The organism is Bdellovibrio bacteriovorus (genome assembly GCF_048286975.1).
In the GTDB taxonomy this organism is placed as follows: Bacteria; Bdellovibrionota; Bdellovibrionia; order Bdellovibrionales; family Bdellovibrionaceae; genus Bdellovibrio; species Bdellovibrio bacteriovorus_H.
The window spans coordinates 398,023-417,709 of sequence record NZ_JBLVRT010000002.1 but is presented as its reverse complement, the minus strand read 5'-3'; the positions used below and the strand labels follow the sequence as shown (position 1 = coordinate 417,709).

At 51.8% G+C, this 19,687-nt stretch carries 13 protein-coding genes; 8 read left to right on the top strand and 5 right to left on the bottom strand.

Annotated elements, in window-relative coordinates; translation table 11 throughout:
* Positions 1-50 precede the first annotated feature (50 nt).
* The 5 genes from ACNQKP_RS10160 (at position 51) to ACNQKP_RS10140 (ending at position 12,107) form a co-directional block, all read left to right on the top strand.
* The gene (locus tag ACNQKP_RS10160) at positions 51-3,737 is read left to right on the top strand and encodes an ABC transporter transmembrane domain-containing protein (RefSeq protein WP_417864587.1); all 3,687 of its coding nucleotides are present in this window, start codon (positions 51-53) and stop codon (positions 3,735-3,737) included.
* A 124-nt stretch (positions 3,738-3,861) separates the two neighbouring features.
* Entirely contained in the window at positions 3,862-4,980 is a 1,119-nt protein-coding gene (locus tag ACNQKP_RS10155) for a Gfo/Idh/MocA family protein (RefSeq protein WP_417864584.1), read from the top strand.
* Positions 4,981-5,119: 139 nt separating this feature from the next.
* Positions 5,120-9,187, top strand: coding sequence for a tail fiber domain-containing protein (locus ACNQKP_RS10150; RefSeq protein WP_417864582.1), 4,068 nt, complete (start codon positions 5,120-5,122; stop codon positions 9,185-9,187).
* Positions 9,188-9,191: 4 nt separating this feature from the next.
* On the top strand, positions 9,192-10,619 hold the full coding sequence (locus ACNQKP_RS10145) for a fibrinogen-like YCDxxxxGGGW domain-containing protein (protein ID WP_417864580.1): 1,428 nt from the start codon (positions 9,192-9,194) through the stop codon (positions 10,617-10,619).
* Positions 10,620-10,637: 18 nt separating this feature from the next.
* Positions 10,638-12,107: a fibrinogen-like YCDxxxxGGGW domain-containing protein gene (locus ACNQKP_RS10140; protein ID WP_417864578.1), complete on the top strand. Its 1,470-nt coding sequence runs from the start codon at positions 10,638-10,640 to the stop codon at positions 12,105-12,107.
* A 79-nt stretch (positions 12,108-12,186) separates the two neighbouring features.
* Here ACNQKP_RS10140 and ACNQKP_RS10135 read toward each other — a convergent pair whose 3' ends face one another.
* The 5 genes from ACNQKP_RS10135 to ACNQKP_RS10115 all read right to left on the bottom strand — a co-directional run bounded on the left by ACNQKP_RS10135 (position 12,187) and on the right by ACNQKP_RS10115 (position 17,154).
* A complete protein-coding gene (locus ACNQKP_RS10135; RefSeq protein ID WP_374033497.1) occupies positions 12,187-12,405 on the bottom strand; it encodes a hypothetical protein in 219 nt (72 codons plus the stop codon).
* An 86-nt stretch (positions 12,406-12,491) separates the two neighbouring features.
* Positions 12,492-13,949 carry an ATP-binding protein gene (locus ACNQKP_RS10130; protein WP_417864576.1) on the bottom strand — a complete coding sequence of 486 codons (1,458 nt, stop codon included), beginning with the start codon at positions 13,947-13,949 and terminating at the stop codon, positions 12,492-12,494.
* Positions 13,927-14,610 carry a response regulator transcription factor gene (locus ACNQKP_RS10125; protein ID WP_088564784.1) on the bottom strand — a complete coding sequence of 228 codons (684 nt, stop codon included), beginning with the start codon at positions 14,608-14,610 and terminating at the stop codon, positions 13,927-13,929. The genes ACNQKP_RS10130 and ACNQKP_RS10125 overlap by 23 nt, the downstream gene beginning before the upstream one ends.
* A complete protein-coding gene (locus ACNQKP_RS10120) occupies positions 14,591-16,708 on the bottom strand; it encodes an LTA synthase family protein (RefSeq protein WP_417864574.1) in 2,118 nt (705 codons plus the stop codon). The genes ACNQKP_RS10125 and ACNQKP_RS10120 overlap by 20 nt, the downstream gene beginning before the upstream one ends.
* Positions 16,709-16,743: 35 nt before the next feature.
* On the bottom strand, positions 16,744-17,154 hold the full coding sequence (locus ACNQKP_RS10115; protein ID WP_417864572.1) for a hypothetical protein: 411 nt from the start codon (positions 17,152-17,154) through the stop codon (positions 16,744-16,746).
* 92 nt (positions 17,155-17,246) lie between these two features.
* Here ACNQKP_RS10115 and ACNQKP_RS10110 point away from each other — a divergent pair, with 92 nt between their 5' ends.
* The 3 genes from ACNQKP_RS10110 to mnmH are packed head-to-tail and all read left to right on the top strand — an operon-like array spanning position 17,247 to position 19,670.
* Positions 17,247-17,492 (top strand): Sec-independent protein translocase subunit TatA/TatB, encoded by a 246-nt coding sequence (locus ACNQKP_RS10110; RefSeq protein WP_011164971.1) that lies wholly within the window; start codon positions 17,247-17,249, stop codon positions 17,490-17,492.
* On the top strand, positions 17,489-18,541 hold the full coding sequence (gene selD, locus ACNQKP_RS10105) for a selenide, water dikinase SelD (RefSeq protein ID WP_417864570.1): 1,053 nt from the start codon (positions 17,489-17,491) through the stop codon (positions 18,539-18,541). Before ACNQKP_RS10110 ends, selD begins: the two co-directional genes overlap by 4 nt.
* Complete coding sequence (gene mnmH / locus ACNQKP_RS10100) at positions 18,531-19,670, top strand: tRNA 2-selenouridine(34) synthase MnmH (RefSeq protein WP_417864569.1); 1,140 nt, start codon at positions 18,531-18,533, stop codon at positions 19,668-19,670. The genes selD and mnmH overlap by 11 nt, the downstream gene beginning before the upstream one ends.
* Positions 19,671-19,687: the final 17 nt, after the last annotated feature.

Below are 19,687 nucleotides of genomic sequence, written 5' to 3'. Positions count from 1 at the left end.
TTAAATATTTGACTGTTTTTACGCCCATTTAGGGCAGTTATGGATTCGTTATGAATTTTTTCAGACGTTTGTTGTTCACCGATGTCACGCCATTGGTGAAATTGGCAAAAACTAAAAATATCGAGGAAAGTGATCTGCTGGCTCTGCCGCAGGAACTGAATCCTCAGCATATCAAGGTTGATATGCAGGAAATCAGCTGGAAGTCCCCACGGGCGTTGCTGTTTTCGTTGATCCGCGCTTTGCGTGATTTCACCCGACCTGCTTATATCTGGTATCTGGCCAGCTCTGTTTTGGCGCTGCTTTCACCGGTGTTCGTGAATCGTTTTATCGGGACTATTTCCGCCGGTGTGACGGCAGAGACTTTGCCGTCGGCATTGATTTATGGTGTGGCGCTGGGTCTTTGCGGCTTTTTGTCGGGCCTGTGCATGCAGCACTATTTCTTCAACTCGTTGAAGGCCTATCAGGTTACGACCAATATTTTGAATGAGCGTCTGTTCAAGCACAGTTTGAAGCTCAGTCAAAAGTCGCGTCAGAAAAATCAGGTCGGTGATATCGTCAATCACATGAGTTCGGACAGTGACAATGTGTCTGATTTCCCGATGGTGTTTGGTGACTTGATTTCCGCAAGTTTCCTGATCATCGGGGTCGTGGCGATGCTGTTCTATTATATTGGCTGGTCCGCACTGGCGGCATTGGCTGTGCTGTTCATCCTGGCGCCATTAACCAATTACGTGGCGAAAAAATTCACGCATCTTGATGAAGAGATGATGGAACACCGGGACCGTCGTGTGACCCTGATGACTCAGGCGATGAATGCGATCCGCGTGGTAAAGTACTTTGCCTGGGAAAAAAGCGTTGCCAAGGAAGTCACTGAAGTTCGGGAAAAGGAACTGACCAGCCGTCGTCGTCTGGCAAAAGCTGAAGTGGTTTCAAGCCTGGGTTACCTGGCAGTGTCCACGCTGGTCTTGTTTGTGGCCTTGGCGGTGCATGCCTGGCGTGGGGAAAAGCTGGATGCGGCGGTGATCTTTACCTGTATTTCTTTGTTTGGTTTGCTGGAAGGTCCGTTTGGTGATTTGTCCCGACTGATTTCACGTGCGACCAATGCCAAAGTGGGTGCTCGTCGTATCCTTGAATATCTGAACGAGGACGAAGTTGAAATTTCCACTGAAGAGCGCACCGATGGCGCTGCCGTAGGCCTGCAGATGCAGCACCTGAGCCTTCGTCATGACGGGGCGGTTTCTGATGTGCTTCACGATGTGAACGTTCATGTGCCGGCGGGAAGTTCACTGGCCATTGTCGGACCTGTCGGGGCGGGAAAAAGTTCGCTTTTGATGTCCTTGCTGGGCGAGGTTGCTCCGCGTGAGGGGGCTTTGCAGTTTGTGCCTGAAATGCCGGGACGTCCGCGCATGGCCTATGTGCCGCAGGAAGCATACATCGTAAATACTTCACTGCTGGAAAACCTGCAGTTCGGTGAAGAGGTTTCCAAAGAAGAGCTGCGTCGGGCTTTGCATAATAGCTGCCTGAGCCGCGACCTGAAAGAATGGTCCGGGGGACTTCGCACCGAGATCGGTGAAAAAGGCGTGAATCTGTCCGGCGGGCAGAAACAGCGTGTGGCCCTGGCCCGGGCCTTCTTGCGCAAACCGCAGATCGTGCTTTTGGATGATCCGTTGTCTGCCGTGGATGCGGATACGGAAAACCTGCTTTGTGAGCGCCTGATTTTTGGCGCCTGGAAAGACGTGACCCGCATTGTGGTCACGCATCGACTGGAGCATTTGGCGCAGTTTGATCAGGTGATTTATATCCAGCACGGACGAGTGCAGGGGCAGGGCACTTTCAGTGAGCTGGTGAAGACATGTGCACCATTTGCAGAGTTTTATAAAGAACACGGCAAAACTCAAGGTGAAGGGCACGAAGCACGCCCGGCCGACACGGCTCAGGAAGCCGCGTCCATCAACACCGAGCTTGAAGCCAAAACGACCCGCGTGACCGAAGATGAGGATCGCGAAGTCGGGGCGGTAAAAGGGTCGGTGTATTGGGACTATATCAGTTCTTTGGGTGGCGACGGCAAGTTCACCAAGCCTTTGATTTTGGCGACGCTGCTGCTGGGGGCTACGGCTGCAACACTTCTGCCTTTGGCGCAAAAAGCGTGGCTGTCCTATTATTCCGGCCATCAGACCGAGTGGGTGGCGTTGACGGCCATCGGGATTTACGGACTGATTGGCGTGCTGGTGCTGGTAGGTTCATTGCTGAATCACCTGTTCTGGCTGGATCGTGGTATTCGCGCCGGTAAAAACATGCACGACAAAATGCTGAAAAGTGTTTTGAGTTCCCCGGTGCGCTTCTTTGATTCAACTCCGGTGGGGCGTATTATTCAGCGCTTCTCGCGTGATGTGGAGTCGGTGGACGTGTACCTGCAATGGAGCTTTGATTCGGCGGTTCACTGTGCGCTGCAGGTGATTGTGTCGATTGTCTTGATTCTGGGTTTGATGCCTTTGATGGTGTTCGTGATCGCTCCGGTGATGGCGCTTTACTATGTGCTGCAACGGGATTATCGCCGTCCGGCTCGCGAAGTGAAGCGCTTTGACAGCGTCGCCAGATCACCTCGGTATGCCCACTTCAAGGAAAGCTTGCAGGGGCTGGTGGTCATTCGCAGCTTTAACAAAGCGCCATGGTTCATGCAGAATTTCTATGCGAAACTTTCGCACAGCAACCGCATGTTCTATTCGCACGTTATGATCAATCGCTGGTTTTCGTCCCGTATTCCGCTGGTCGGGGGATTGATTTCCATGGCGACGGCCGTGGGGGTCAGCTTGTCGGCCTATTACGGCGTGATGGATGCCGGCACCGCGGGGCTTGTGACGCTGTACTCGCTGTCGTTCTGGGGATTCCTGAACTGGGGTGTTCGTATCTTTGCCGATATTGAATCACGCATGACTTCGATTGAACGCCTGAAGTTCTTCTCGAATCTGCCGGGGGAGGTGTCCGTGCTGAAACCTTTGCCTGAACCGCTGCGCCCGACGTGGCCGGAGTTTGGCGAGATTTCAGTGGAAGGTCTGAAGGTTCGCTATGCGAGCCATCTGCCGCAGGTTTTGAAAGGAATCACTTTCAAAGTCGAGGCGGGAAGCCGCGTGGGCATCATCGGTCGCACGGGTTCTGGAAAAAGCACGTTCTTCCAGTCCTTGTTCCGCTTTATTGAGGCGGAAGAAGGCAGCATCAGCATTGACGGAGTGAACACGGCCAGTGTGCCGCTGGAAAAACTGCGTCGCAGCCTTGCGATCATTCCACAGGACCCGACATTGTTTATGGGTACCATTCGCAATAATCTGGATCGTTATAACGAGTATTCAGATGACGAGGTGATGGGGGCTTTGAAACATGCTTCCATGTGGGATTATGTGCAAAGTTTGCCGGATGGAATGAACTCGGCGGTGTCTGAAGGTGGGTTGAACTTAAGTCAGGGACAGCGTCAGTTGCTGTGTCTGGCCAGAGCTTTGCTGACCAAGGCGCGGGTGATTGTGATGGATGAAGCCACCGCCAGCGTGGATGTGCAGACGGATGCGCTTTTGCAAAAAGTCATTCGCACATCCTTTGCGGGTGTGACGATGTTGATCATTGCCCACCGCTTGGGAACGATCGCGGACTGTGATCAGATTGTTGAGATTTCGGCAGGAGAAGTGAAATCCATCCGCCGTCCAACAGAGTTTTCACAGGAAGAGATCGAAGAAAGTCTGGTGTAATTTTCGACTTTTGCAGATAAACACAAGGCCCCCTGGTTTCTTGGCAAACCCGGGGGCCTTCTTGTTTTTGTGGCATTGAAAGCTTTATAGAATTCAGGGATGTGATCCTTGAAGGAGGTTTTCGGTGGCTGTAAAACAAAGCGAGAAGATTCGTTACGCAGTGGTGGGGTTGGGACATATTGCCCAGAATGCGGTATTGCCGGGATTTACTCAATCCACCGCCAATTCGGAGCTGGTCGCCCTGGTGTCTGGCGATGAAGTGAAGCTTCAAAAGCTTTCCAAAGAATACAACGTCGATTACACCTTCGACTATTCTGACTATCGCAAGATGCTTTATTCGGGATTGATCGATGCGGTTTATATTTCCCTTCCGAATGATATGCACGCCCGTTTTGCGGTCGAGGCCATGCAGGCCGGGGTTCACGTCCTGTGCGAAAAACCTTTGGCCATGTCGGTTGATGACGCCAAGATCATGGCTCAGGTCAGCGAAAAAACCGGCAGTCGGTTGATGACGGCCTACCGTCTGCATTTTCAGCGCGCCAATTTAAAAGCCATCGAAATTGCCAAGTCCGGTCAGATTGGCGAGGTCCGATTTTTTAATTCGGTGTTCAGTATGCGTGTGAAAGAGGGCAATGTGCGCACCAGTCGCACCAAAGGCGGTGGTCCGCTTTATGATATCGGTATCTATTGCATCAACGCCGTTCGGGGCTTCTTTGGTGAATTGCCAGAGGAGGTATTTGCCTTTGCCCATCAGGGATTCGATCAGCGTTCCACAGAAGTGGATGAAATGCTTTCGGTGGTGATGAAGTTTTCCGGGGGGCGTATGGCGACCTTTATTTGCAGTTTTAGCGGTCACCATCAGGCGGCTTTTGACGTTGTGGGCACGACCGGGTGCCTGCGTCTGGAAAATGCCTATGAATACTTTGACGATATGACATTGTATTTCAGCCGGGTGAGTGCCGCCACTCGGAAATACAGATTCAAGAAAAGCGATCAGTTCGGGCCTGAGATCGTTTATTTTTCAGACTGCCTGATCAATAAAAAGCATCCTGAACCCAATGCCACAGAAGGTGTGCTGGATTTGATGGTGATTGAAGCCATCATGAAGTCGGTGAAGCTGCGAAAGCCGGTCACCCTGACCGCGTTAAGCAAGACGTTGCATCCCACTTTGCGACAGGCACTTCGCCGTCCGGCGGTTGAAAAACCTCTCACGGTTCATGTCGAAGCCCCGTCGATGGACTAGGTGGATTCTCAATTTAAGTCGGGGTTTGTGTCTCACATTGAGATTAAACGCTGCTGAAATATGTAACAAAGGTTCGTAAATAGTGAGATCTTCCTAGGATTTTGTGAATGTAATTTAGAGTCAGATTATAAATGCCGATATGTTACGTATGAAATACTACGGAACGTTAACGGCACTTTTCTTTGTTAGCCTCTTAACAACGGTGGCTCATGCCAGCCCGGCAGCGCTGACTTACCAAGGACGCATCGTTAAAAGCAATGGAGCACCGCTGGAATACAACGCGGTCGCCTTCCAGTTTGAAATCCTGGCGCCGAATAAAGTCTGCGTTCTTTACCGCGAGCAACTTAATCATATCGACATGACAAATTCAGGCGGGGTCTTCGACGTGAAAATCGGGGCTTCGCACAGTTATCCGGGGGCTCCGACCTTCACGATCCTGGATGCTTTCAACAACGGCAATCCTTTCGTGTGTGATGGGGGCTCTCCTTACAATCCGGGCCTGACTGACGGGCGTTTCCTGCGTGTGAAATTCCACGATGGTTCCCAGTGGCAGACGATTTCTCCGGACAATGAAATCCGCACAGTTCCTTTTGCAGGTTTTGCTTCTTCCGCTGCGACTTTGGGTTCGCATGTGGCAACTGACTTTGTGATGAAAACGGAAGTCAACGCTGGTGCTGATTGCGGTGCCGGCAGCTTCCTGACTTGGAATGCGGCGACCAAAGAATTTGGTTGTGCGGGCGTGTCTGGTGCCAGCGGCGGAACGGTTCAATCCGTGGCAGCCTCGGCGGGCAGCAATCCTTATCTGACAGTTTCAGCTGATACGGTCACTCCGGTGATCACATTGAACGTGGGCACGGTGGCGGGCACGGTCGCCGCAGGTAATGATGCGCGTTTCACTGATTCCCGTGCACCCAATGGGGCTGCTGGTGGAGCTTTGACGGGCACGTATCCGAATCCGGGTCTTGCTGACAACGCAGTGACGACACCTAAAATCGCTGCGGGAGCGGTGACGACCGAGAAAATTTTTGCTAACCCTGGAATCAGCCGCCTGGTGATGACGGATTCATCCACAGGGGCAACGCTGGCTCCGCTTTCCTGCGGTGCCAATCAGTTGCTGACGTGGTCCGTGGCTTTGGGCTGGCAGTGTACGAATCAATCTTCATTGGCTGTGGGGTCTGCAACTCAAGCGACGAACTTCCTGGGAAGTCTTGTTGGTGATGTGACGGGCACTCAGGGCGCGACAGTTGTTGCTCAGATCAAAGGTTACCCACTGGATTTCACGGTGGCACCAACCAACAATCAGGTTCTGAAGTTCAACGGCACCAGCTGGTATGCGGCGGCGGACAGCAATGCCGGCGGTACGGTCACGAATGTGACAGGCACTGCGCCGATTTCTGTGGCAACGGGGACCTCCACTCCGGTGATCTCGATTTCTCAAGCGAACACGACAACAAACGGTTATCTGTCCTCTGCAGACTGGAACACCTTTAATGGAAAACAAAATGCGCTGGGCTTCACACCGCTGAATCCAGCAAATAATTTGAGCGAGCTGACGGCAACAGCTACGACAGCCCGTACAAATCTGGGCTTGGGAACTGCGGCCGTGAAAGATGCTCCGGCGGCCGGGGACGCGACAGCGGCTCAAGTGGTGCTGGGGAATGATTCACGCCTGACGAACTCTCGCGCGCCATCAGGCTCTGCGGGGGGTGACCTGACTGGCACTTATCCGAATCCAACATTGGCCAATGTGGTGACCGCCGGTACTGGAACAAAAATCACTTATGATGCCAAAGGGCGTGTGACTTCTTCTGCGGCGCTTGCTGCGGGTGATATTCCAAATCTGGATTGGGCTAAGATCACATCCGGCAAGCCGACAACATTGTCTGGTTATGGTATCACTGACGCTTTGGTTTCGAATGCCGGTGGTTCACCAAGCATTCAGTCCGGGACTGATGCTGCGAAACCAGGCAGTCCCGCGGCAGGGGCGATTTACTTCGCGTCTGATACAAAAGTTATTTATCAATACAACGCAGGTTCCTGGGTGGCGATTGCCTCTTCCGCAGGTGCTGGCGGTACGATTGCGGCTTTGACTGGTGACGTAACCGCCTCCGGGAACGGCACGGTCAGTGCGACAGTCAACTCTGTCGGGGGCTCGACGGCGGCGAACGTCAATACTGCGACCGTGGCTGCAAATGCGGCGACAAATCTGAATACGGCCAGCACGATCGTGAAACGCGATGCGACCGGTGACTTTGCCGCTGGTGATGTCAGCGTCGGCTCTGTGATCTTGCGTGATACTGGTTCCAAGTCTGTGACCTTGCAGGCGCCGACCACTGTGACCACTTCTTATGTGTTAAAATTCCCGGCTGCTGTCGGGACTGCCAATCAGGTACTGACAACAGATGCTTCAGGAAATCTTTCCTGGACGACACCGGCAGTGACGGCGGGTGTGGCAGTGACATCTCCAATTGTGAATTCGGGCACTGCAGCGGCTCCGAATATCGGTATTCAGCAGGCCAACGGTTCTCAAGCCGGTTATCTGTCGGCGGCGGACTGGACGGCGTTTAATTCAAAACAATCCACTTCTTTGGCTCCGGCGAATATCCTTGTGGGTAACGGTTCCAGTGTGGCGACGGCGGTGACGCCATCGGGTGATGTGAGCATGACGAACGCGGGTGCCTTTACCGTGACCAAGATTCAAAGCACTGCGGTAAGCAGCACGGCACCGACGGCGGCGGGTCAGGTTCTTCGTTATAACGGGACAACTCAATATGCACCGGCCTTCCTGCAACTGGGTGATTTGCGCTCGACGATCACTCCGTTTGGTGGGGTGTTTGCAAGCACGGCTTGTACGACTTCTCAGACTATGTATTACAATGCTGCGACTGATACATTCCTGTGTCAGACAATCTCGGTGGGGGCTGCCAATTTCCCAACAGCATTCGTGAATGGTGGTAATAGCTTTGCTGGCGCCGCCACAGTCGGAACCAACGACAACAACAGCTTGCAGCTTGAAACCAATAACGTCGTTCGCATGACCGTCGACACGACAGGAAATGTGGGCGTTGGTCAGGCTCCGGATGTTAACGCCAAAGTGGCGATTAAAACCACCAGTGCTACGCAGGCTCCCATGATTCTGGATACAGTGGCGTCGGGCATTCCTTCCATCGACATGCTTCGCAACGGAACCTGGAAGGGCACCATAGGTTATAGCAGCGGTGGTTCAGATGACCTGTTTATCAGTAATGGCGTGGCGGGGRATATCATTTTTGACACCAGCAATGCTGAAAAAGTGCGAATCAGTGCAGCCGGAAATTTGGGTGTGGGAACCACAGCTCCAATCACGCCTCTGCATGTGAATGGCTCAGCCATCATCGGGAGCGGGAATACGACCTTCACCAATGCTTCCAACTGGGTGATTGGCTCTTCGAACTCGATCACGAATTCGGGTGGTGGTAACGCCAGCGTCATGAATATCATTGGTTCCAGCAACGCGATTTCCACAACGCTAATGAACTTTTCCTACAGTCTGGATGTGTTTGGCCGATCTAATTCAGCGTCCAATGCCGGGAACTCGATGATTGTTGGCAGAAGTAACACTGTAACAGGTAACAATAGCATCACTATCGGTCAAAGTATCACCAACGGTCTGTCGGGCACCCTGCAGCTGGGGTTGAGTGACACCGCCAAGATGACGATCCTGTCCACGGGCCGCTTTGGTATCAACACCACGGCACCAAGTGAGGCATTGGAAGTTAACGGTAATGTGAAAGCCGCTTCTTATCTGTATACCTCCGATGCGCGTCTGAAGAAAGATGTTGTGACTTTGCCGATGGCTTTGGAAAATCTGCTGAAGCTTCGCGGGGTGAATTTCGTCTGGAAAAACAACGGCGAAAAAACCGTGGGTTTCATTGCCCAGGAAGTGGAAGCCGTTTATCCTGAATTGGTTCGCACCGACAAAGTTTCCGGTTTCAAGTCCGTTCAATACGGCAATATCGTGGCGATTCTGGTCGAAGCGCTGAAGCAAGAGCACGCCGAGCGCCTGCAGGACAAAGCCCTGTGTCAAGGGCAGATTGCCCAGGTGTCCCGTGGTCTGGCCAGTGTGAATGAATCTTCCGACAGCCGTTTGAAAAAACTGGAGCAGGAAAACCAGGAGCTGAAAGCACGTCTGGAACGTCTTGAAAAAGCTCTGCTGAACGGAAAATAAGACTGTGAAGATCATTGGAAAGATCGCCTTCATTCTAGCTGTGTCACCGCTGCTGGTGGCACTAAACACCCAGGACACAGGTCATCGGGTGAATCGTGGCACGACCAAGGCCATCAATGCCCATAACGTCTGCAAGAAAGTGGTGAATGCCACGGCAGACAAAGACTTCTTTGTTCCCACCAAAACCGCAGCCGAATGGACCGCCTTCCGGGCCGCGACTATCACGAATGTCTCTCTGACCAAATGTGGTTCCTGTTTGGATATTTTGAATAACAACGGCTCTGAAGGTGATGGCATCTATTATGTCGATCCTACGGGCAGTTCTCCTTATCCTGTTTATTGTGATATGACCACCGACGGTGGTGGATGGACCCGGGTTTTCAAACACAATATCGCAGGCGGGTATTTTACTGATGCGACAGACGCCAGCAGCAAAAACACGACAACACCGACCGCGGATCTGTATTCTATTCTGAACAAAATCGATCACTTTAAAACTGCGGGCAACAAGTATCAGTTCCGACTGACCTGGCCTGGGGAAAATCTGAAAAACATCTGGTTTCAGACGACGAATCCAACAGCGGATGTGGTGGTGGCCGGGTATAAAACAGTCTTTGTTCAAGGATATACGAACTATTGGGGTGGTCTTGAGCTGGGGAACGGTGCTCACGGACCGGCGCAGACATCGTCGTATCTTGATGGCTCAGTAAATCACGTGAACTGGTTCTATTCGGTTGGAGCTTATGTTTCCTGGGGAACAACTCCGGTGGGGATTCCCGCTTCGGATGTGCTGGGCTCCAGTCATGGGGTGTCGGAAGTGAACTTGTGGATGAAGGACGACGACACGCATACGGTTTATAATTCCTGTAAAGCCATTTTGGCCGCGGGCGCTTCCAAGGGCGATGGCATTTATACAATTGATATTGATGGAGCGGGGGCAACCGCGCCCTATGAAGTCTTTTGTGACATGACCACGTCAGGTGGGGGTTGGACATTGGTGGCCTATTCCAACGGAGCGGTGACGGGAACAACGCCGAATGATTTCATGGTGAATACATACAACCTGGCAGCTGCCGGCAAACACACAGTAGCAGCCCAGCAGGCGTCGGTAAACCCTGAAGCCTTTTCGATTGCGGTGAACACGACCGACGCCATGTTTATTTCGCCGTCTTATAATGGTGGGGCCGCGATCATTGATCTTGCGGGCGGTAACTGGAACTATAATAGTACAAAGTGTACAGGGAACCTGCAGCACACCAGTCGTACTAATGGGTGTGCCGGACAGAATGCCAATGACAACTTCAATGGTGCCGACGCTTTCAACATAGCATTCTTTACGGGGGCCGAGGGGATAGTGCCGGCATATAAAGCAACGGAAGTCTGCTATAGCGGCAAAGGCAACGCGTGTAACTTTAAGTTTTATCTTCGTTAATATGGGACGTGGACAATAATGAAGCTGCGAATTGCAATTATGATTATGATGGCGCCCTTTGTGCTGGGGATCAACACCCTGAGCGAAGGCTATCGTATTCCTGTCGGCGGTTCCACGCGCCTTTATCTTCCCTATGTGAGCTCGCAGGGATCCTGCTACATCGTGACCAACAATCACGCCAGCAGTGATTTATTTGTACCAACGAAAACTTCGACGGAGTGGACGACGTTTATCGGAGCTTCCAAGCCCGCATTTATTGTCGCGACCCAGTGTTATCCCAAATCCTGCAAAGAGATCAAAGACCTGATGGGAAGTCCTGCGGACGGGACATACACGATTGATTCGGATGGGACGGGCGCAAATGCCTCTTATTCGGCATACTGTGATATGACGACCGATGGTGGAGGCTGGACAAGGATCTTCCGGCACAATGTGGCGGGGGGGKATTTTGCCAGCACGGCCGATGCCCAGTCTAAGAACACCGGCGCTCCGACAGGAAATCTTTATTCACAACTGACCAAAATTCCGGACTTTGCCACCAATGGGAAATATCGCTTCCGCCAAACCTGGCCGGGCTATTCCAATAAAAATATCTGGCTGCAAAGCACGAATCCACTGAACGATGTGGTCGTTGCGGGATGGACACCCATCATGGCAACAGCGATTACTGATAAATGGGGTGGTCTGGAGCTGGGGAATGGAACTCATGGGGCCATCAACAACAATCAGGCATTGCTGGATGGTTCGGTTCAGATTTCTGACTGGTGGTATGCAATCGGATCGACGGTGGCCTATGGAACGCCTGCGGGCATTCCCGCAGCCAGTTCCATGATCGGGACCAATGCAGGTGTGGCGGAAGTCAATTTGTGGATCAAAGAAGATGACACGATCACCACTTATAATTCCTGCAAAGACATTTTGGATAGCGGGGCTTCCATCGGGACGGGACTTTACACAATCAATCCGGGCGGTGCCGGGGCGATTCCGGTTTACTGTGACATGACGACGGATGGTGGCGGATGGACCAGAATCCTGAACCACAACTATTCCGACGGTGTGTTCGCCAATATTGCGGAAACTCTAAGTTACAATTCGGCTGCGCCAATGGCCGCTCGATATTCGATCATGGGTCGCGTGGCCGGGTTCTATCGTTCCGGAAAGCTGGAGCTAAGAATCAACTGGCCGGGGTCCGGCAGCTCCATTCGCAACTGGTGGACTCAGACCAGCAACTTCACTTCGCAACCTGTGGCAGGGTACACGGCTGTGACCATCGAATCCACGTCGAATTACTGGGGTGGTCTGGAATACAATGGTGCCAGTAACACAGCTTTGGCGGATGGTTCAGCCAACCACTCAAACTGGTTTTACGCAGTGGGGATGATGGCGCCTGCGGGATATGGTACAACGACCGTTGGGATTCCGGCGTGTGACACTGTGACCGGGCCGGGGACTATTGGTGTTCCGCGCGTAGAGCTTTGGGTGAAATAATTCAACAACACATTCAGGAATAAAAAAAGGGAACCCGAAGGTTCCCTTTATCACTTCTTTGCTCTTTAGGAGCGAAAGATTAGTGACCAGCAGGAGCTGTAGTAGCAGGAGCAGCTGGAGCTGCAGCCGCTGCAGGAGCAGCTTCTTTAGTGTGTTTTTTCTTAGCAGCTTTTTTCTCAGCTTTAACTTCAGCAGCAGGAGCAGCTGGAGCAGCAGTTGTAGCAGCTGGAGCAGTTTCGTTAGCGTGAGCAACAACACCTGCGAAAGCGATAGTCATCAAGATAGAAGCGAATTTCATAGTAACCTCCTAATGGTTCTTTGTTAGCTTCAATTGCGAACTAGGAAAGGCTAACAAACGGGGTTAAATCTTTGATTAAAAGCAGATTAAATGTTTTTAATTTCGAATCCGAACTTCGCACCGGTCCCTGAATGATTCTGAGCACTTAGCTTGGCATTGTGAAGAATGGCGATTTTTTGCGCGATTGCTAAACCTAGACCAAAGCCTTTAACACGAGTCTCCATATTGGACCCGCGCGAGAAGCGCTCAAAGATGAACGGCAGCTGTTCTTCCGGGATGCCGGGGCCATTGTCTTCCACCAGCAGTTCTGTTGTTTCACGGCCGTGATTGACTGTTACAGAGACCACTTCCTGATTCGGAGAATACTTGATGGCATTTTCCACGATATTCACAATGAGATTCGTCAGCAAATCATTGTCGCCGCGGATGTGTTTGTGCTCTTCGCCGGTTTCGTTGTTAATCGTGACTTTCAGTTTGATATCTTTGGACTTGGCCAGTTTCTCACAACGAGCCAGGGCTTCGAACACCAGTTCATCAAAATCCAGATCTTCCAGATTCAAAGCACCAATCCCTGCATCCACGCGGGCCAACAGCAGCATCTCTTGCACGATGCTGGACAGGTTGTCCACTTCCTGCAAAGCACTTTTGATGAATTGATCCACATCGCGCTTTTCAGTTTTTTGCAGCAGTTCCATTTCACCGCGCATGATCGTCAGTGGTGTCAGCAGCTGGTGCGAGGCATCCGCGACGAAGCGTTCCTGCGACTGGAAGGCCTGCTGGATACGATCCAGCATTTCATTCAACGTCAGTGACAGCTGTTTGATTTCATCGTTGGCATTGGGGACAGGGACGCGCTTGGAAAGTTCAGTGACTTTGATTTCCTTGGCGATCTTGATGATGTTATTCACTGGGTTCAAAGCACGCGCTGACAGGAACATCCCACCCAGGGTTGCCACGAACAACACAAACGGAATACCCAGCTGCAACAGCGTCAGACGTTTTTGAATCTGGGTCTCCATCAATGTCATGGGCACCGCAATTTGCAGCATCAACTGGGGCTTGGCGGCGTTGTCCAGGGGGAAGGAAATCAGCCGGTAGGAATCGGCCTCGGCCGAAGGGATATTGCGGATGTGTTCGATGGTGCGGTAGGTGGCTTCTTCACCCTTCCAGATGCGTTCAAAGTCCTTTTTGTAAGGCGGATTGAATTCGCCGAAATTCCCCACGCGTGCCAGCACGGCGCCCGAACTGTGGCGCACCTGAATCAACGCGGTTCCCAGAGGGAAGGGCAGGATCTTACCGTGATCCAGTCTTAAAGGCGGGAAGCTGAGGTCGCCCTTGATGCCGATTTCAATCCCGTCAGAAACGTCGACACAGTAATTGAATAAAGCATCGTCGAAATCCTGTTGAAGGGTGTCGATCATCATTTGGAACAGGAACATGTTAAAAAAGACAGTCGTAGCGCCAAAGATCAGCACAAAGATCAGCGACAGGCGCAGACGGATGCTGAAGCTTTGAAAGAAATTATAGATTTTCTTTAAGAACATATCCTGTGCCCACCACCGTATGAATCAGACGTTTCGGGAACGGGACATCAATCTTTTTGCGCAACAGATTGATATAGACGTCAATCACGTTGCTTTCAGAATCAAAGTGAATGTCCCAGACATGTTCAGCGATCGAGACGCGACCCAAGGGGCGCTCCGGATTTCGCATAAAGTATTCAAGCAGGGCAAATTCTTTGGAGGTCAAAGAGATCTCCTGGGAATTTCTGCGGGCTTTGCGCTGGATCAGATCCAGTTCCAGATCCGCATATTTCAGAACATTCGTGGTGGTGCCGTTGATAGGGGCTTTACGGCGAAGCAGTGCGCGCACCCGGGCGTGCAGTTCATCAAAGGAATAGGGCTTGGTCAGATAATCGTCAGCACCGGCATCCAGTCCGTGAACCTTGTCCTTGGTGGTTGATAGCGCTGTCAGCATCAGGATGGGGCCTTCGTAGCCGTCACGACGGATGTGGCGGGCGGTATCGATGCCACTTTGATCAGGCAGCATCACATCCAGAATCACCAGATCATAGTCACCTTGGGCCATGTAAGATTCAGCGGCAGATCCGCTTTCGGCAAGGTCCACGGCATAGCCAACCTCATTCAGGCCTTTTTTCAAAAAGTTCGCCATTTTTATCTGATCTTCAACGACTAGAATCCGCATGATCCACGGGCCCTTTCTGATCTTGCTTTTCCTTCATGAAATAGTAATCCAGGACACTCATCAAGGATTTGTATTTCACGGCGAGTTGTTTTTTGTGATCGGTGTTTTCACCACGGACCAGGCGCTCATAGTGGCCTTCCCAGTCCAAAGAGATGTCATTTTCGGGTTTGCTGGTTGTCAAAACACCGCCCGTGCGATCAGCAATCAGGTTGAAAGCATTCACCGCAAAGTCGCCATTTTTATCAAACAGATCGCGGCCCAGGGCCGAGTAAGGAACTTCCGACAGCGCCAGGTTGTAAAGCGTCGGCGCAATATCCGCCTGCGAGCCAAAGGATTCAGGGTCCAGTTTCTTGCGGATGGGTTCAGGCAGGTACAGATAGAAAGGCACCGAGCCTTTTTGCATAAGCTCTTGCTCCGTGAAGTTCACAATCCAGAAGGTGTGATCCCCGGTGATGGCCACAATGACCTTGTCTTTCAAAGGCGAGTTCTTAAGTTTCGTCATGAACTTCGCCAGTTGGTCAGAAGAATAGCGATAGGTTTTAAAACGCTTTTCCGCCAAAGCCGCATCACCAATCAGACGGGATTTCAACTCGTCCGGAGTTTTCAGATCCGGCACCTGATAAGAGTTCGGAAGCTGATAGGGCGGATGATTCGTGGTGGTCATGGTCAGCAGGAACTGCGGCTGGGTGCTTTCGCTCAAAGTCTTATAGACATAGTCAAACAGCTCTTCGTCATAAACGCCCCAGTCGTGGCGCTCTTTCAAGCCTCCAAGGGCCTCGGCCATTTCGCTTTCACCTTCGACCGTGTCAAAGCCCTGCTTGATTGCGAACTTGTTCACTTCCCGCCAGCCGGGATTTCCGCCGTAAAGGAAGCGGGCTTTGTAACCGGCACTTTTGAAAACTCTGGCGGTGCTGGAGCGGAACGGCACCTGCAAGTAATCACTTTCCGTCAAAAACTCGCCAATAGGTCTTTGCGGTGAGCCAATCATAAGACAGCTCAAAGATCCAATCGTGGCGTTGGTGCTGGAAAGGAAATTCGTCAGATAAGTGTCTTCGTTCAGATGCTTTTTGAAGTCACCCAGCAGGTTGAATTCCGGGTTGTTGTAGTTAAACCAGTAGGCCCCCATGGATTCCATCACCAGCAACAGCACATGCGGGCGGTTTTTTTCAGCCCACGCGTTTTTTGGCGTCTGACGCTTCATCAGATCCAACGGGTCGGCCGGAACCTGGTCCACCGGGATCTGATAAAAATCGGCAAAGGCCTGACGGTAATTTCCGCCATAACCATAGTGGCGCAGATTGCTGTCCCACTGGGAAATCTGCTGGGCTTTCAGTTCGATGGCACGCCCGAAAGCGCGCACACCGTTAAAGCTGAGATGATTCACAAAGATGCTTTTGGAAATCCCGGTGTCCATTTCACTCAAAGGGAATAGCGCCAAAGAACCGCGGGCGCCGATGCCGTTTAAGACAAATAATACAAAGAAGAACAGCACAAATACCGGGTAAGAGATTTTTTGTGCGCGCCATGGAAGCCACTCGCGACCTTGAGTGAAGTTGATCTTAAGGCCCTTCCATAAAAGATAGGTGAAAAGCCCCAGCCCCATGAAGATCCACACAGCCGGATAGTTGCGCCAGATGGTTTTGGTGATGGCCACGGTGTCATCTTCAAAGTACCCGAAAATCAGGACGTTGATGCGGTCCTGATAGAAGCTGTAAAAACCAAAATCCACCGCAGTGACAAACATCACGATAAACAGCATCACGGTGTAGTAAGGAACCAGGAAAGCCGCGAAGCGGGAATAGATGCGATTCAAACCTGGCTCAAACCCCTTCCAGAAAGTGAAGAGGCTTAAGAACAGCAGAATCAGCAAAGGAATGGCGTTCACGTAAAAAAGGACGGTGCTGTCAAAGCGAAAGCCCAGCACAAAGGCTTTGAAAACGGCGGGCGCCAGTTGGGACAGTTCGCGGGAATCCCCGAAGGTGGCCATGAAAGCCCAGCGCCAAATGGAACCGATAATCAGGAAAGCGACATTCACGATCAGAATGCGCTTGAGGTATAGCCAGGATTGATTGAACCAAAGTGCCCGAGTGTTTTTCATTGAGGAAGTGAAAATCTCACTTCCCGGGCTTAGGATCAATCTGGAATTTTACCGAAGTCCCATTTCTTGTTAGGGTCGTCAGGCACGATCACCGTGGATTTCGGGGCGGCGGAGGCCTCGACGGATTTGATGCGTTTGTCGCCATCCGCAGTGATCTGTACTGGAGGGCCGCCGGGTTTGCGGGACTTCTCTAAAGTCTTTAGCAGCGCGCCGTATTGCGGCAGGGAGCGGGGCAGGGTGTAGGCCCCCTTGGCTTTCTCGCCTTCAAAGAAAACCTCGACCTCATCGGAAATCTCTCGAACAACGCGGACTTTGGCGGAAAAACTCTCTGATTTTTCCTCTTCCGCTTCCTGCTCATAGATGGAAGTGTTCATTTTCTTGGCTTTAGGTGGGTTCTGGGCCTGTGCATTACCAGCCAGGGCCAGCAGCATGATGAAACTCAGCATCGTATTTCCCCTTTCTCAATATAATGCACCTCCTTTTGTTGCCGCGCAATAGGCCTTATGCTAGGGTTTCGGTGTTCTAACGAGGAGACCTTATGAATTTGGGTTGGACAGAAATCCTGCTTATCGGTGGTATCGCTTTGCTTCTTTTTGGACCAAGCAAACTTCCCAATTTGGGACGTTCTTTGGGTGAATCCATCCGTGGCTTCAAGAAGGGTTTGAATGAAGATCCTGCGGCTGACGAAAAGGAAGCTAAACAGCAGATCACTCAGAATCCGCAAAGACCGGTGAATGAGCAGCAGCCACAAACTGAAGAGAAAAAAGAAACGCACAACTCATGACTTCCACAAAAATTTCCCTGACTCAGACGGTGCAAAAAGGGGGATGTGCTGCGAAAGTGGCTGCCTCTGAACTACGCGACATACTGAGGCAGGTGAAATTTCCGGCAGCTCATCCGGCCTTGATGGTGGATGGCGGCCTTTTTGACGATGCGGCGATTTACAAGGTCAACGACGAGATCGCCCTCGTGCAAACTCTTGATTTTTTTACTCCCATTGTCGACACACCCAAATTGTTTGGCGAAATCGCCGCAGCCAATGCGCTGAGCGATGTCTATGCCATGGGTGGCAAGCCAAAAACCGCCATGGGTATTTTGGCGTTTCCTTTGGCCACTTTGCCCAAGGAAGTGATCGTTGATGTTATGCAAGGGGCCAGCGACAAAATCGCCGAGGCCGACGCCAACTTCGTGGGCGGGCATTCGATTGATGATGACACCTTGAAGTTCGGTCTGTCAGTGACAGGTTTCGTAAACCCGCAACAGGTGTGGACCAATGCCGGAGCCAGAGTCGGGGATCATTTGATCCTGACAAAGCCTCTGGGGACGGGCACTTTGACGGCGGGACTGAAACGTCAGGAAGTTCAGGAAACAGATATCATGGAAGCTCTGCAAAGCATGGCTACCGTGAACAATGCTGTGGACTATATGACTCCGGTTTTAAAAGCCGAAGTTCATGCGGCCACGGATATCACGGGCTTTGGTTTGTCCGGTCATGGCATGCAACTGGCCAATGCCAGTCAGGTCAGTTTGCGCATTTCTTTTGGTAAAATCCCGCGCTTTGCCAAGGCCTTGTCCTTCCTGGAAAAAGGTTTTTTGACCAAGGCGCATCGTTCGAATGCCGAATACACGAAAGAAGCCATTTCTGTGGCGGGTCTTGAGACATTGCAGCAGCATTTGCTGCATGATCCGCAGACCAGCGGTGGACTTTTGTTGTCTGTTTCCCGCGAGGTCAGTGGCGACATGGTTCAAGCCTTGCGCGCAAAATTCAAATCTGCTGAAATCATTGGAGAGGTTTTGCCTCGCCAGGATAAAGCGGTGATCTTTGAGCCTTAAAAATATCAAGCCCGATGAATTAAAACGACTGTTCCAGAACAACATTCCTTTGATGGATGTGCGTGCTCCTGTGGAGTTTCACCAGGGTTCGATTCCCGGGGCGGTGAACCTGCCAATTATGAATGATGAAGAGCGGGCCCGGGTCGGGACAGTTTACAAAAGTCAGGGCAATGAAGCTGCGGTAAAGCTGGGGCATGAACTGGTTTCAGGTGTCGTGAAAGAGCAGCGTGTGAAGGCCTGGAGGGATTTTGTCGTCGCAAATCCCGACGCGGTTTTTTATTGTTTCAGGGGTGGGCAGCGTTCACGTATTTCTCAGTCCTGGCTGAAAGAGGCCGGCATTGAGCGTCCGCTTCTGGTCGGTGGATACAAGGCGGCCCGGACCTATCTGATCAAACAAATCGAAGAGTTTTCGGTGCGCCAGGAACTGATCTCCGTTTCGGGTCCCACAGGGAGCGGGAAGACTCATTTTCTGCGCAGTTTGAAGGATTACCCGGTGATTGATCTTGAAGCTCTGGCTCGTCACCGGGGTTCGGCCTTTGGCAATTGGGAGGTTCCGCAGCCCACTCAAGTGGACTATGAAAACGCTCTGGCCCGGGAGATCCTGCTTCTTGAGGACAAAATTAGTGGAAAAATCAAACCGCTGGTGGAGGATGAAAGTCGCCTGATCGGGCGAATTTCTCAGCCGGCTACGTTCTTTATTCGTTTGCGCTCTTCACCGGTGATCTGGATTGATGAACCTTTGACGGTGCGGGTTGATAACGTCTTTGAAGATTATATTTTGAACTCTTCAATTGGACAGAGTCTGGCGGCGGTGCCTCGCTGTGCCGAAGAAAACGACATCCTGCGCGGGCAGGCGTTGCAGCTCTTTGCCCGGTATCGCCAGTCTTTGCAGGCGATTCATCGTAAGCTGGGGGGGCTGAGAACTCAGGAAGTCATGGCTGATCTTGAAAAGGCCGAATTGGATTACCTGAGTCATGCTGAGCTTTCTGCCAATAAAGTGTGGATAGAAAAACTGCTGCAATATTACTACGACCCAATGTATCTGGGATCTTTGGATCGTCGCCATGTGACGGTTCTGTTCAAGGGAACCCGCATTGAGGCTGAAAAGTTCGTCCACAGCTTGCGCTGAACTTAGCCTCATTTCAC